We start from the raw sequence: 13,920 nt of genomic DNA on the forward strand, positions 1-13,920 counted from the left end.
TTTAAACTCCATTATCTTCAACAGGTGTTGGGGTGCCTTGCTTTGATTTGTTGGGGAGCAGATGGTCGATAATCATGATAACCGCTGGCGTCAGCAGGGCGATATACATGTTATTAATGCCGAACGGATCGCCCAGCAGATACCAGACAGACGTCACCACGCAGGCTCCCAGCAGGGCGCAGTTAGCGCCACGAGTGCTTTTAAAAAACGGCGCATAGAAGGCGATAATCGCCACCACCGTGATAGAGAGACGAATGGCGCGGGTAAAAAAGGAGAGCTTCAGGACTTCTGGCACTAACAACACAAAGATGAGCGGCAAGAACCCGATGAACAACGAGATCCAGCGGGTTGCCTTAAACTCTTGCTCTTTGGTGGGGTTGCGCATAGGGACATAGAAATCCTTCACCACCAACGAGGCGATAGCCAGTGCAACGGTACTGACGCTGACGAATATAGATGCCACCAGGGATGTGGTTACTAATCCGGCAAGCCAGGGATTCATGTCCTGAAGAAAAATGGGCATAGCGTACAAACTTGCGATTTCCGGGTGCAGGAATTTTGCCGCGACGCCGATGATCGCAATGGCAAAAGCGATGGGCAGGCAGAAGAAAAAGGCAATCCAGGTGGCGCGTTTAGCCGTTGCAACATCTTTTGTAGAGCAGATAGCCTGAATAACAAACTGGGTACAAAATATTGAACCAATGGTTCCGATAAGCCAGGCGATGATAGTGCCTGCGCCGAAATTGCCATCCCAGGTCCAGTAGAAGTCAGGCATCCGTTCTATCATCGGCGTAAACCCCCTCGTTTTCGAGAGTGCGAACCCCAGAATGATCAGCAGGCCAATATACTTGAGCGCGCTATGCAGCATCGTGACCCACGCAACGCCTTTCATACCGCCAAAAGCAAAGTAAAAGGTACTGACCACAGCGGTAATAAAGGCGGCAATGGGCAGGTTTACCTGTAGCACCGTAGAAATGGCCGCTGCGCCGCTGACGTAATTGCCGACGTTCACCAGCAATAAGGCATAAATCATGATAATCGAGATGATATTCTTGGTGCTGGTACCATATTTTTCGGCTATTGCGCCGGAAATCGTAATTTTGCCGGTATTGTAGATACGTTTAACCAGAAGCAGGCCAAACAGCGGAAAACCGATGGCGGCGCCGAGTACCGACCAGGAGGCGGCGATGCCGCTTTCAAAGGCAGCCTGAGCGGTGCCGATGGTTGATTTGGCGCCGATATATTCCGACATTAACAGGATACCGACGATAAAGGCAGGCATTGCACGCGAACCTTCCATAAAATCACCAGTGTTTTTGCTGCGTATACGGAAGGTGAGCCAGGTAGTAAAAATAATATAGACAATCACGATCCCAACGATGATCAGGGTGTCTTCTGTGGTAAATGTGTTCATCTCAGCCTCTCTTCAGGGCGTACGAATCCTGGGAACCTGAGGCTCCCGGCATTCTTATGACGATAGATACGCGTCTTAGTGCGCGATATGCGCCACTATCCGACGAATCGCACTCTCTTGCTGGGGAGTGAACGTGACGGCGTAACGACTTTCGCCAACGTCATACCCCATGATCTGTAATGCTTTTTTGACGGCGGCGGGTGAGAATGCCACGTTATAGAGGTCGGTTCGTAAACCTGTTATGCTCGCTTGCGCCTGACGCGACCCGGCAATATCGCCTGTTATGAAGCGGGACCAGATAGTATTGACTGCTGTTGGTGCCACGTTTGCCAACCCGGAGATACAGGCGGAGCATCCCTCAACAAACCCCTGATGAATCAATGAATCCGGGCCGTTCAGAACGTCGAATCCGTCGATGTCTTTGACCGCATCCAGAAAACGCCGCAGGCTTTCATCGCTCCCGGCGCTGTCTTTGATGCCAACGATATTGGGATGTGCAGCGAGAATACGCGCCGTTTCCGGTTCAATCGTATTGCCGGTGCGTACCGGAATGTTATAGAGAAAAACCGGAACCGTCAGCGCATCCGCAATGGCCGTATAGTGAGCAATCAGCTCCTGCTGTTTTAGTGGGACAAACCAGGGGGTAATAACCGATACCGCATCGACGCCCAGCGCTTCAATCTGCTTACCCAGACGAATGGTTTCGCGCGTAGAAACCTCGCCAATATGTGCGATTATGCTGGCGCGTCCGGCGACTTCGTCTACGCAGGTACGCGTGACGGCGATTTTTTCCGCCTCATTAAGCACAAAGAACTCACCGTTTGTACCGCCGCAGAAAATACCGTTTCCGGCACTTAGCTGGCGGTCCACCTGGCGTCTGAGTGCGTCAAGGTTCAATGCGCCTTCATTGTCAAAGGGGGTGACAATGGCAGTTAATACCCCCTCGATTTTTTGACTCATTTTTCACTCCTTTGGGAATTCCACTCCGGGAAAAGCGTTTGATAAATGGACTGAATATCATCGTGGCTTACCTGACAGGGGACGTTATTCATCAGGCGTTTCACGTTTAATGCCGCCGCCGTGAGCGCGGGGATATCACTGGCTGGTACGCCAAGGGTCGCAAGATTGCCTGGCAGGTTGAGTCGCTTCACCAGGGCGGAGAAATAATCCACCAGCGCGAGAGATTTCTCATCGGCACTCAGTGCCCGATCGGCATCAGGCAGCAAATCCCAGACCTGGGCAAATTTATCGACAGCGTGAGGACGCAGTACCTTCATGCAGGGGGCCAGAAGCATCGCGTTGGCAATGCCATGGGGCAGATGATACTGGCCGCCAAGCGGATAGGAGAGTGCGTGTACCAGATGGGTGCCGGCATGATTAATAGCGACACCGCCGTAATACGATGCCCAGAGCATCTCTTGTTTTGCCAGCAGGTTTTCCGGATTGTTAACGGACGTTTCGATATTGCACAACAGCTTTTTCAGGCCAATTAGCGCCGCGTTATCGCTCACCGGGTTAGCGATGGTTGCAGTAAAGCATTCAATGAGATGACAGAGCGCATCGATGCCAGTGGATGAGGCAATATGTGCTGGCATGCTGGTGGTCAGTTCCGGCAACAGGGCGACGTAATCCGGTAGCAGCGTCGGAGAAACGATCCCCACCTTGGTGTTTTGCTCCGGAATGGCAAGGATAGCGTTTGGCGTGGCCTCGGAACCGGTGCCTGCTGTGGCCGGAATGAGCAGTGATGCGATGCGTTGTTGCGGTTTTTCGCCCGCCAGCATCGCATCAAGTGTGGGTGTATCTGGGTGACACAATACGCAGAGCAATTTCGCCGTGTCCAGTACGCTACCGCCGCCAATACCGATGACCATATCGATACTACGGCCTTCAATATCTTTAACGATTTCCCTTATGTCGTGATGACTCGGTTCCGGGGGGATATTTTCAATTGTGATGACCTGGCGCCCATCCGCTGCCAGCAAGGCGTGGATCCTGGCGACTGTTTCAAGCCCGGCGATATTCTTATCGGTGACCAATAAGAGCTGACGCCTACCCGCCAGCAGAGGTTGAAGCGCCTGGATAGCTTTTGAACCGCTAATCACGGTGCTGTTAATGGTTGCCACAACGTTCTCCTTTCCCCTGTTTGTCTCTGTGATTGAATTCACTCATGACGATAGCGTCATGGCCAGAATTTATAATTTATCTCGCCGCTTCATAACTTGATATTGCTCACATTTAATCAATTGTGATTGAATATAATCATTATCGAAATACAAGAACCCGGAGAAGGGATGAACGAACAATCAACACCACAGATCCTGGTTATCGCCGATGACATTACCGGCGGTAATGATGCTGGCGTCAGTTTTGTACGCGCAGGCTTGCAGGTCGATGTCGCCTTTGAGCTTCCCTGGCACGGTAACGCAGATGTACTGATTGTGAACTGCGACAGTCGTGCTCAGAACGCCCAGGAAGCGGCGGCGCGGGTGAGTGACACGGTGCATGCCTGTCTCTCGGATATGCAGCCGCTATTGCTTAAGAAAATTGATTCCACTTTACGCGGCAATGCAGGAGCGGAGCTGAACGCGTTAATGCAGGCTTCTGGTAAGAGACTGGCGATTGTCGCACCGGCTTTTCCTGGCGCGGGACGAACCACGGTGGGCGGTCAGTGTTTGGTTCACGGTGTTCCGGTGACGCAAACCGAATTCACCAGTGACCCGAAAACGCCGGTCGTCAGCGCGGATATTTGCGCGCTGTTGCAGGCGCAAACGACGATTCCTTGCCGCTCTCTCTCGTCAGAGGATTTCTCACAGCGTCTGAGTACCTGGTGTAACGCGACGGCGGAGATCTGGGTGGTGGATGCCCGAACTGACGCCGATCTGGACGACATTGTAAACCAAATACTGACACTGCCTGAGCAGCCTGTGGTGGTGGGGTCTGCCGGAATCTGCGATGCGTTGGCGCGCCAGTTTGTGCCCGCGTCTTCCCGGTGTTTGCTCGCGGTTATTGGATCCATGAGCGAAATTGCTCAGCAGCAAATTACTCTCGTCAGCCAGGATCCAGGGGTTGAGGCCGTTTTTATTGATATTGAAGATATGCTCAATGGTTCGATAGCTGACTACGTACCGCAAATTGTCTGCATTCTGGCGTCAGGGAGACACTGCCTTATTCATACCTGTTCTGACAATGAGGCACGCCATCAGATTCCACAACTCTGTACTCGCTGGCAGCTGGAACGCAGTCAGTTGGGGGAAAAAATTTGTCATTTTTTGGGCCAGCTTACACAGCAGGTTTTGTGCAAAGTGACGCCCGGTGCGCTGTATCTCTCCGGTGGTGATGTGGCGACTGCCATCGCGAGTGTGCTGGGAGCGACAGGGTTCCGTATTACTGACCGTGTAGCGCAGTGCGTGCCGTACGGTTACTTTTTGGGCGGTGGCTGGCAACGTCCGGTGATGACAAAAGCGGGAGGATTTGGTGACGAAACTACCCTGCGTCAGGTCCTGAATTTCATCGAGGAGAAAATGAGTGAATAATATCATTGCGGTAACCATGGGAGACCCGGCAGGTATTGGTCCAGAGATTATTATTAAAGCGCTGATGAATGAAGAGCTTTCCGGCGCACCTGTTGTGGTGGTCGGGTGTGTGCAAACGCTGCGTCGAATCATGGCATTACAGGTAACGCCACAGGCGGAGCTGCGGGTGATCGACTGCGTGGCGCAGGCACAATTCGTTCCGGGCATTATCAATGTGATTGATGAACCGCTGGCGGAGCCTGAGAATCTGATGCCTGGCGTTGTTCAGGCGCAGGCTGGAGATTTGGCTTACCGTTGTATTAAACGGGCAACGACGCTCGCATTGAGGGGAGAAGTCAACGCTATCGCTACCGCGCCGTTGAATAAAGAGGCGTTACATCTGGCGGGTCACAACTATCCTGGCCACACCGAGTTGTTGGCGCAACTGACCAACAGCGCTGATTACGCGATGGTGTTGTACACCGAAAAACTTAAAGTTATCCACGTCACTACGCATGTTGCGCTGCGTAAATTCCTCGATACGCTCAGCGAAGCCAGGGTGAAAACAGTGATTCAACTGGCAGAGGACTTTCTGCGTCGTGTTGGTTTTACGTGCCCGCGTATCGCCGTTGCGGGTGTGAATCCTCATGCTGGAGAAAACGGTCTGTTTGGCGACGAAGAGAGACAGATTGTGAGGCCAGCCGTAGAGGCTATGCGGGCAAAAGGATTGGATGTTACGGGGCCCTGCCCACCGGATACCGTGTATATGCAGTGTAATGAAGGAATGTACGACATGGTCGTGGGGATGTATCACGATCAGGGACATATTCCGCTAAAGTTACTCGGTTTCTATGATGGGGTGAATATCACCGCCGGATTGCCGTTTATCCGTACTTCTGCAGACCACGGTACGGCGTTTGATATTGCCTGGACAGGTAAAGCTAAGTCTGAGAGCATGGCGGTTTCTATCCAGCTAGCGATGCAAATCACACGAGAATAATATGAAGGGATATAATCGGTTAGAGCAGATTATGGCATATCTGAAAGGACATAATCTGGTGACGGTTGATCAACTGGTGGCGATCACCGATGCCTCGCCCGCAACCATTCGCCGTGACTTGATTAAGCTCGATCAGGAAGGTGTTATCAGCCGTACACACGGTGGCGTGACGCTGAACCGATTTATCCCTTCACAGCCAACAACTACCGAGAAAATGCAGCGTAGTCTGGCGGAAAAGCAGGATATCGCCCGCGAGGCTGCGGCATTCGTAAAAGCAGGGGACGCGGTTGTCCTTGACACCGGAACAACCATGCTAGAGCTCGCGCGTCTATTGACGCATCTCCCTTTAAGGGTGATTACCAGCGATTTACATATCGCGCTGTTTTTGTGCGAATTTAAGCAAATTGAGGTCACCATTATTGGCGGACGTATCGACGATTCGAGTCAATCTTGTATTGGTGAGCATGGGCGCAATTTGTTGCAGAATATCTGGCCGGATATCGCCTTTGTCAGCTGTAACGGATGGGATATAGAGAAAGGAATAACTTCGCCGACGGAGGAGAAGGCTGCGCTCAAACGTGATTTGATCGCAAATGCTAAACGTCGGGTGTTGCTGGCGGACAGCTCTAAGTATGGCTCCTGGTCACTATTTAATGTTGCGCATCTCAGTACGTTAACCGATATCGTTACCGATAGTCGCCTGGATGCAGAACACCGACAGGTATTGGGTCAGCTCGATGTCCGGCTAACCCTTGCACAATAATTCGGGTCAGAGCAACCTGCCGATATTGGCTTTTATCACCGCAACTGAATGACAGAATTTTGCCTGATCGTCATCATTTAGCTGTAGCTCAATAATCTGCTGCACACCGTTTTGCGCTAACACGGCGGGGACGCCGATAGCGATATCATTGATGCCGTATTCGCCTTCCAGAATGCAGGAGAGCGCCAGCGCGCGGTGGCTGCCGGTAAAGATATTACGGCAGATCTCGGCGATGGTGCCCGCGATACCGTACTCCGTACAGCCTTTGCCCGCATAAATATCAAAACCCAGATGGCGAACGTTATCCGCCATTGCTGCCCGGTCAAGGACTTTGCCGGTGCGTCGCTGGTAGACATCCTCGATGGGCTCGCCGTAGACGGAGGAGTGCGACCATACCGGGAACTGGGTATCGCCGTGCTCGCCCAGAATAAAGGCATCAATACTTTGCGCGCCGATATCCAGCGCCTGCGCCAGCAGGCGGCGAAGACGGGTGGTGTCCAGCCAGACGCCGGTGCCAATCACCTGCTGGCGGGGGAGTCCCGACAGCGTCCACACCTGCCAGGTAATAATGTCGCAAGGGTTGGTGGCAATCAGAAAAATACCGTTAAAGCCGCCTGCCATCATCTGCGGGATCAGCGAATTGACGATTTTGGCTGTGCCGGTCAGTTCATCAAGCCGGGTTTGCCCTGGCTTCAGCGCGCCGCCGGAAACGGTAATCACGGCAATATCTACATCGGCGCAGTCCGCCGCTTCGCGTGTGGAGATGGTCATCATTCCCGGCAGATAGGCTGCGGCATCGCTGAGGTCCTGGGCATGCGCTTCAACCCGTGGTGTATTGAGGTCGACCAGAATAAGCTCTTCACAAATCCTCTGATTGAGAAGGGCATAGGCGGCAGAGGCGCCAACGTTGCCGGTGCCGATAATCATCACTTTTCGCGCTTTGGTGTTCATGAACGTTCCATATCATGAGAATAAAGGTTAACGCTACTGCTACAGGGGCGCGCTGGCAAGAGGGCACCACATCAATAAGTTAACGCTATGACCCCGTTGCCTGCGAATCATCCAGCAGTTCAATAAAGGCTTCCAGCTGGCGGGTCATCGCGCTGCGTCGCCACACAAGCCAGGTGGTAAGCCAGCGCCATTTCTCCGCCAGCGGCCAGGCGTCAACCTGATGATGTCCGGGCATACTTTCCAGCATACTGCGGGGAATAAGCGCCAGCCCGGCGCCGGCAATAACACAGGCCAGCATGCCGTGGTAGGACTCCATCTCATGAATACGCCCCGGGGTCGCGCGATCGGCGTGGAACCAGCTTTCAAAATGGCGGCGATAGGAGCAATTGGCGCGGAAGGCATAGATGCTTACGCCGTTCACTTCGCTGGCGCGCGTGACCGGCGCATGACCCTTTGGCGTCACAATCATCATCTCTTCCCGGTATACCGGCACGCCGTCGAGGCCTGGATGCATCACCGGGCCATCGACAAACGCCGCGCTGAGCGTGCCTTCCAGCACGCCGTCAATCATTGTCCCGGAAGGACCGGTGGCTAAATCAAACTGGATCTTCGGATAACGCTGATTATACAGCGCCAGCGTCGGTGGGATGCGCACTGCCGCAGTACTTTCCAGCGACCCCAGCGAGAACAGTCCCTGAGGCTCATCCCCGGCGACCACCATTCGGGCCTCCTCGACCAGCGCGAGGATCTGCTGGCTATAGCGCAGGAAGCTGTGTCCGGCGGGCGACAGGCGCAGGCGCTGGTTTTCACGAATAAACAGATCCACGCCGAGATCCGCTTCCAGCTGACGGATGCGGGTCGTGAGGTTTGAGGGCACGCGATGCACCTTTTGCGCGGCCTGGGTAATACTGCCGGTCTGGGCGACGGCATTAAACATCTCAAGCTGAGTCAGATCCATAGCGTTCTCGTATCGTGAATGATGTGGTTAATATTATTCATTTTCCATAAATAGCAGAGTGCGCGAGGATAAAGCAACTGTGTAATCGATGGAGAGAGACAAATCATGACATCACCTGCAACTCACGCCATTTCTGTGAATCCAGCGACCGGAGAAGCCCTGTCCGCACTGCCGTGGGCGACGGCGGACGACGTTAATCAGGCGATTGCACAAGCGGATAACGGTTATCGTCTGTGGAAAACCGCCTCGGTGACAGGGCGGGCCAGCGTCCTGCGTCAGGTTGGCGCGGTACTGCGTCAGCATGCGGAAGAGATGGCGCTGATGATAAGCCGGGAAGTCGGTAAACCGATTGCCCAGGCGCGCGGCGAAGTGACGAAATCCGCGAACCTGTGCGACTGGTATGCCGAACATGGCCCGGCGATGTTAGCGACGGAGCCGACGCGGGTCGAAAACCATAAAGCGGTTATTGAGTACCGTCCGATGGGGCCGATTCTGGCGATAATGCCGTGGAACTTCCCGCTGTGGCAGGTGATGCGCGGCGCGGTGCCGATTCTGCTGGCGGGTAACAGCTACCTGCTTAAACATGCGCCGAACGTGATGGGCAGCGCGCAGCTGATTGGCAAGATATTCAGCGAGGCGGGTGTCCCGGCTGGCGTATTTGGTTGGGTTAACGCCACGAACGACGGCGTTTCGCAGGCGATTAATGATCCGCGCATTGCGGCGGTGACCGTGACCGGTAGCGTTCGCGCCGGTAAGGCGATTGGCGCGCAGGCGGGCGCTGCGTTGAAGAAATGCGTGCTGGAACTGGGCGGTTCCGACCCGTTCATCGTGCTTAACGATGCAAATCTGGACGAGGCGGTAAACGCCGCGGTTATTGGCCGCTACCAGAATACCGGACAGGTTTGCGCGGCGGCGAAGCGCTTTATCGTTGAAGCTGGCGTTGCGAAAGCCTTTAGCGAAAAATTTGTGGCGGCGGCGGCGGCGCTAAAAATGGGGAATCCGGAAGAGGAGCAGAACTACCTTGGGCCAATGGCGCGTTTTGACCTGCGTGATGAACTGCACAACCAGGTGACCGCGACGCTGGATGAAGGCGCAACCCTGCTGTTAGGCGGTGAGAAGGTGGAAGGTAAAGGGAACTACTATCCGGCTACCGTGCTTGGCAACGTCACCCCGCAGATGACCGCGTTTCGTCAGGAGATGTTCGGTCCGGTGGCGGCGATTACCGTGGCGCGGGATGCCGACCACGCGCTGGCGCTGGCCAACGACAGCGAATTCGGTCTTTCCGCAACGGTCTATACCGCAGATGAACAGCTGGCGCAGCGCTTTGCGGCACAGCTTGAGTGCGGCGGCGTGTTTATTAACGGCTATAGCGCCTCTGATGCGCGCGTGGCCTTCGGCGGCGTGAAGAAGAGCGGCTTTGGTCGCGAGCTGTCGCACTTTGGCCTGCATGAGTTCTGTAATATCCAGACGGTGTGGAAAGATCGTCATTGATCCTCAGGGCGCCCGCTGCGGCGCCCTGTTTTTTTGTCATGGTTCTGTCATTTTTCTTCCGTAAACTCACGCTAACGTGTTGTTAAAGATGAAAATTATGAACATAACGCAAATTTTGACTCGTGTTGTCCGACATTTCTTCCCACGGCAATTTGGTCTGTTAGCCGGTATCTTCTGCATCATTGGATTATTCTCCGCGCTACAGATTTCCTCTTCATTTTTACTCTCCTTCTCGTTGCAGAACGCTCAGCGTAATGAACAACATAACCAACTGGCCCATCTTCAGCAGGTCAACGTCGACGAAGCGCGCATCGCATTGCTGGCGGCAAGCGATCTGCTTAACCGCGCAGGCGTTTATTTTATGCAGGATAAGGAAACCGGTTCAGTCGGCAGCTGGAACAGTCTGATGGACGAGGCGCAAAAAGCGCTGGCGCACTCCCATGATGCCTGGCAGGCCTGGCTTGCGATGAACCCGCCGAAAGATGAGGCGTTGATCAACAGCTATCAGCTGTTTTATGGCGCGATTAAGGAGCAGGCGGACGGTCTGCTGAAAACCGAGTCGATTGACGCTTTCTTTGCGGTGCCCGTGCAGGCGTTTCAGAGTGATTTCAACGAGAACTACGCCCGTTTTCAGCAGGCCAGCGAGCAGCGGGCGGAGCAGGGACGTCAGGCGCTGATGAGTAACCTTGCGAGCCTGCAGCAGCTTTTTTTCCTTACCCCGGCGCTGCTGGTGGTGATCGCAACGATGGTGTGGTTTGGCATGTCGCGCTGGGTCATCGTGCCGCTGCGCCGCCTGATCGCGCACATTAATACCCTGGCGGCCGGGGATCTTTCACGGCCACTGCCATCGGTACCGCACTTTAATCGCGAAGTGGATCAACTGAGCTTCAGTATCGGCGACATGCAGCAGGGGTTGCAGCAACTGGTCATGCAGGTCAGCGACGCCACGCGCTCAATGGTCGACAACATTACCCGGCTGGCGGAAGGGAACGCGAAGCTCTACCAGCAGGCGCAAAAACAGGCGCAGGAGCTTAACGATGTGACGCGACATATTGCACAGCTGGAATCGCACGTGGAGGGCAATACCGGTTACGCCGGGCTTGCCAGCAAGCGGGCGGAAGAGGCGCGCAGTGTTGCGGCAGGCGGCGACCATATGATGGATACAGTGAATGAATCCATGCGAGCGATTGTTGACCGGTCATCGGAAATGCGCGGTATTGTGGCGATGATAGACAGCGTTGCCTTCCAGACGAACATCCTGGCGCTGAATGCGGCCATTGAGGCTGCTCATGCAGGGAATCAGGGGCGCGGTTTTGCGGTCGTGGCGAAGGAAGTCGGGCTGCTGGCGCGCAAAAGCAGCCAGTCGACGCAGACGATTCAGGCGCTGATCAATCATTCGCTACAGGGGATCGAGGACGGTTCGAAAGCCGTTAACCGGCTGGAGGATAACCTGCAACAGGTCACGGGCCTGGTCGGGAATCTGAGCGGGTTGCTCAATGAAATCTCCAGAGCCACCCTGAGTCAGGGCGAAAGCATTCATCAGATGACCCGACAACTGCATGCGCTGAATCAGGTGGCGCAGCAGACTGGGGAGTTGGTCAATCACGCGGCGACGTCCTCTCATCATCTTCAGGAAAGCTCCCGGCAGCTGATGCAGGCCGTGACCCGCTTTCGTCTGCCAGCCTGACGCTGGTATACTCGCAGGCCAAATATCGCCTGCGGGCAAGGAGTTAATGTGGGAACGGTCATTGATAACGCTATGCTGGAAGCCATTCTGGCGGAAGTCACACCGCTGATTGGACAGGGTAAAGTGGCGGATTATATCCCGGCGCTGGCCTGTGTTGACGGCGCGAAGCTGGGTATTGCCATCAGCACCGTCGACGGGCAGCACTATTGCGCCGGTGACGCCCGCGAGCGTTTCTCCATTCAGTCTATCTCGAAGGTATTAAGCCTGGTGGTGGCCATGAACCACTACCAGGAAGAGGAGATCTGGCAGCGGGTGGGGAAAGATCCTTCCGGCCAGCCGTTCAATTCGTTGTTGCAACTGGAAATCGAGCAGGGAAAACCGCGTAATCCCTTTATTAACGCCGGTGCACTGGTGGTTTGCGATATGCTGCAAAGCCGTCTGAGCGCGCCGCGTCAGCGCATGCTGGAGATCATCCGTAAGCTCTCCGGCGTGGACGACATCGCTTATGACACGGTGGTCGCCCGCTCGGAGTTCGATCATTCCGCCCGCAATGCGGCCATTGCCTGGCTAATGAAATCGTTCGGTAACTTTCATAACGATGTCGCGACCGTACTGCAGAACTACTTCCATTACTGCGCGCTGAAAATGAGCTGTAGCGAACTGGCGCAGACGTTTCTCTTTCTGGCAAACCAGGGACGCTCGCCGCGCCACGATCAGACGATTATTACGCCGCTGCAGTCGCGGCAGGTGAACGCGCTGATGGCGACCAGCGGGATGTATCAGAATGCCGGGGAGTTTGCCTGGCGCGTCGGATTACCGGCGAAATCCGGCGTTGGCGGCGGTATTGTGGCTATCGTTCCCCATGAAATGGCGATTGCCGTCTGGAGCCCGCAGCTTGATGACGCAGGCAATTCGCTGGCCGGGATCGCGGTTCTGGAGAGGCTGACGCAGCGCCTGGGCCGTTCGGTGTTCTGATTTCCCTTCACGATAAGTAAAGGCTATGACGTGAAGGCTTGTGTTACTTAAATGTTAAGTCGATAGTGCTGAGATACCCGATACCGGAGCCTCAGCATGACGACATCCCATCATCTTTCTCTACTCTCTGGCGCGGAGATCCGCGACCATCTGGACCCGCTTACCGCCGTACTGGAAGACTGTGTTAACGGCGGCGCATCCGTCAGTTTTCTGCTGCCATTCCATCCTGAGACCGCGCGTGCCTTTTGGCGCGATGTTGCCGATAGCGTGGATGCCGGTGAGCGACTGCTGCTGGTGGCAGAAAGTCGGGGAAATCCCGCGTTTTGCGCTGATGCCGGACGGCGAGATGAGCGCAACCTCGGTGTTTTAGGAGGCTGACGCTCAGTGGAACGAAAACTCACGTTAAGCAACGTTTTCCGCCTCTGACGCCTCTTTTAATGGTCTCGGATGTCCTTTGGTCACCAGTTCTGCCGGTGTGAAGGAATAATGGCCGAGCATCATATTGATATGTCCGTGGCAAAGCGGGGAGAAGCGTGCGATATTTTCATCATTCAGTGTTTCACCCTGCGCCCGGAGATGATCCAAGGCTGCCTGCATATAAATAGTGTTCCATAACACGATGGCGTTAGTGACTAGCCCCAGTGCTCCCAACTGATCTTTCTGACCGTCGGTATATCGCTTTCTTATCTCACCTTTCTGACCGTGACAGATGGCTCTGGCAACGACATGGCGGCTTCCCCCCTATCAAGTTGGGTCAGAATGCACCGGTGGTAATCTTCATCATCAATATAATTAATCAGATACTACGTTTTGTTGATGCGCCCACTTCAATGATTGCCTGAGTCAGTCCGGAAGGACGTTCACTTTTCAGCAATGAACGGACCAGCACTGAAGCCTGTACTTTGTCCTGCTTCAGGGAGCCTGCGGTCAGGATCATTTCGTCCCACTGAAGGACTATTTTTCGGGGATCTGATTGCCCTCTGGCAATATCATTCAGCACGCCATAGTCGGCATCATGGTCCATTAGCCAGAAAACCGAAGTACCGGCATCAGTCAATTCGTTACGACAAAACGTCGATAAATTATCTGGCGAGGCTGAAACTGGGCTGCATCAGGCTGTTTTATCAACGCTTATACAATTAAGGGACACAGCCCAGGCAGTGGTGCAG

Annotated in this window: 11 protein-coding genes and 3 pseudogenes; 8 read left to right on the forward strand and 6 right to left on the reverse strand. The window is 54.5% G+C overall.

Features of this window, described 5'->3' with window-relative positions:
- Position 1: 1 nt before the first annotated feature.
- The 3 genes from JO226_RS18955 to JO226_RS18965 form a co-directional block, all read right to left on the reverse strand.
- A complete protein-coding gene (locus tag JO226_RS18955; protein WP_296406263.1) occupies positions 2-1,414 on the reverse strand; it encodes a sodium:solute symporter family protein in 1,413 nt (470 codons plus the stop codon).
- Positions 1,415-1,489: 75 nt separating this feature from the next.
- Positions 1,490-2,374, reverse strand: a complete 885-nt coding sequence (locus JO226_RS18960) for a dihydrodipicolinate synthase family protein (protein WP_296406264.1) — start codon at positions 2,372-2,374, stop codon at positions 1,490-1,492.
- Positions 2,371-3,537, reverse strand: a complete 1,167-nt coding sequence (locus tag JO226_RS18965) for an iron-containing alcohol dehydrogenase (protein WP_296406266.1) — start codon at positions 3,535-3,537, stop codon at positions 2,371-2,373. The genes JO226_RS18960 and JO226_RS18965 overlap by 4 nt, the downstream gene beginning before the upstream one ends.
- A 168-nt stretch (positions 3,538-3,705) precedes the next feature.
- Here JO226_RS18965 and JO226_RS18970 point away from each other — a divergent pair, with 168 nt between their 5' ends.
- Genes JO226_RS18970 through JO226_RS18980 form a run of 3 tightly spaced genes read left to right on the forward strand, consistent with a single transcriptional unit; the run spans position 3,706 to position 6,689 of the window.
- The gene (locus tag JO226_RS18970; RefSeq protein ID WP_296406268.1) at positions 3,706-4,947 is read left to right on the forward strand and encodes a four-carbon acid sugar kinase family protein; all 1,242 of its coding nucleotides are present in this window, start codon (positions 3,706-3,708) and stop codon (positions 4,945-4,947) included.
- Positions 4,940-5,926: a D-threonate 4-phosphate dehydrogenase gene (locus tag JO226_RS18975; RefSeq protein ID WP_296406270.1), complete on the forward strand. Its 987-nt coding sequence runs from the start codon at positions 4,940-4,942 to the stop codon at positions 5,924-5,926. The genes JO226_RS18970 and JO226_RS18975 overlap by 8 nt, the downstream gene beginning before the upstream one ends.
- Position 5,927: 1 nt before the next feature.
- Positions 5,928-6,689 carry a DeoR/GlpR family DNA-binding transcription regulator gene (locus JO226_RS18980; RefSeq protein ID WP_296406272.1) on the forward strand — a complete coding sequence of 254 codons (762 nt, stop codon included), beginning with the start codon at positions 5,928-5,930 and terminating at the stop codon, positions 6,687-6,689.
- A 6-nt stretch (positions 6,690-6,695) separates the two neighbouring features.
- Here JO226_RS18980 and JO226_RS18985 read toward each other — a convergent pair whose 3' ends face one another.
- Both JO226_RS18985 and JO226_RS18990 read right to left on the reverse strand, forming a co-directional pair.
- The gene (locus JO226_RS18985; protein WP_296406274.1) at positions 6,696-7,640 is read right to left on the reverse strand and encodes an L-lactate dehydrogenase; all 945 of its coding nucleotides are present in this window, start codon (positions 7,638-7,640) and stop codon (positions 6,696-6,698) included.
- Between the two features lie 85 nt (positions 7,641-7,725).
- The gene (locus JO226_RS18990; protein ID WP_296406276.1) at positions 7,726-8,598 is read right to left on the reverse strand and encodes a LysR family transcriptional regulator; all 873 of its coding nucleotides are present in this window, start codon (positions 8,596-8,598) and stop codon (positions 7,726-7,728) included.
- Positions 8,599-8,700: 102 nt separating this feature from the next.
- Here JO226_RS18990 and sad point away from each other — a divergent pair, with 102 nt between their 5' ends.
- The 4 genes and pseudogenes from sad (at position 8,701) to JO226_RS19010 (ending at position 13,121) form a co-directional block, all read left to right on the forward strand.
- Positions 8,701-10,089: a succinate-semialdehyde dehydrogenase gene (gene sad / locus JO226_RS18995; protein WP_296406309.1), complete on the forward strand. Its 1,389-nt coding sequence runs from the start codon at positions 8,701-8,703 to the stop codon at positions 10,087-10,089.
- A gap of 97 nt (positions 10,090-10,186) precedes the next feature.
- Complete coding sequence (locus JO226_RS19000) at positions 10,187-11,776, forward strand: methyl-accepting chemotaxis protein (protein ID WP_296406278.1); 1,590 nt, start codon at positions 10,187-10,189, stop codon at positions 11,774-11,776.
- A gap of 48 nt (positions 11,777-11,824) precedes the next feature.
- A complete protein-coding gene (gene glsB / locus JO226_RS19005) occupies positions 11,825-12,751 on the forward strand; it encodes a glutaminase B (RefSeq protein WP_296406280.1) in 927 nt (308 codons plus the stop codon).
- A 96-nt stretch (positions 12,752-12,847) separates the two neighbouring features.
- Positions 12,848-13,121: pseudogene (locus tag JO226_RS19010) on the forward strand (hypothetical protein).
- A gap of 80 nt (positions 13,122-13,201) precedes the next feature.
- On the opposite strand, the pseudogene JO226_RS19015 reads toward JO226_RS19010, so the two are convergent.
- A pseudogene (locus JO226_RS19015) lies at positions 13,202-13,808 on the reverse strand (Tn3 family transposase); the annotation flags it as partial.
- Here JO226_RS19015 and JO226_RS19020 point away from each other — a divergent pair.
- Positions 13,790-13,894 (forward strand): annotated as a pseudogene (locus tag JO226_RS19020) (IS5 family transposase); the annotation flags it as partial. The pseudogenes JO226_RS19015 and JO226_RS19020 overlap by 19 nt on opposite strands.
- Positions 13,895-13,920 lie beyond the last annotated feature (26 nt).

The sequence above is a fragment of the Pluralibacter sp. genome, from assembly GCF_019237635.1.
In the GTDB taxonomy this organism is placed as follows: domain Bacteria; phylum Pseudomonadota; class Gammaproteobacteria; order Enterobacterales; family Enterobacteriaceae; genus Enterobacter_B.

What these genes read in the sequence shown, in the direction of transcription:
- JO226_RS18960 (WP_296406264.1), bottom strand. Translation starts at nt 2,374, where the DNA reads ATGAGTCAAAAAATCGAGGGGGTATTAACTGCCATTGTCACCCCCTTT.
- JO226_RS18985 (WP_296406274.1), bottom strand. Translation starts at nt 7,640, where the DNA reads ATGAACACCAAAGCGCGAAAAGTGATGATTATCGGCACCGGCAACGTT.
- JO226_RS19000 (WP_296406278.1), top strand. Translation starts at nt 10,187, where the DNA reads ATGAACATAACGCAAATTTTGACTCGTGTTGTCCGACATTTCTTCCCA.
- JO226_RS18970 (WP_296406268.1), top strand. Translation starts at nt 3,706, where the DNA reads ATGAACGAACAATCAACACCACAGATCCTGGTTATCGCCGATGACATT.
- JO226_RS18990 (WP_296406276.1), bottom strand. Translation starts at nt 8,598, where the DNA reads ATGGATCTGACTCAGCTTGAGATGTTTAATGCCGTCGCCCAGACCGGC.
- JO226_RS18980 (WP_296406272.1), top strand. Translation starts at nt 5,928, where the DNA reads ATGAAGGGATATAATCGGTTAGAGCAGATTATGGCATATCTGAAAGGA.
- JO226_RS18955 (WP_296406263.1), bottom strand. Translation starts at nt 1,414, where the DNA reads ATGAACACATTTACCACAGAAGACACCCTGATCATCGTTGGGATCGTG.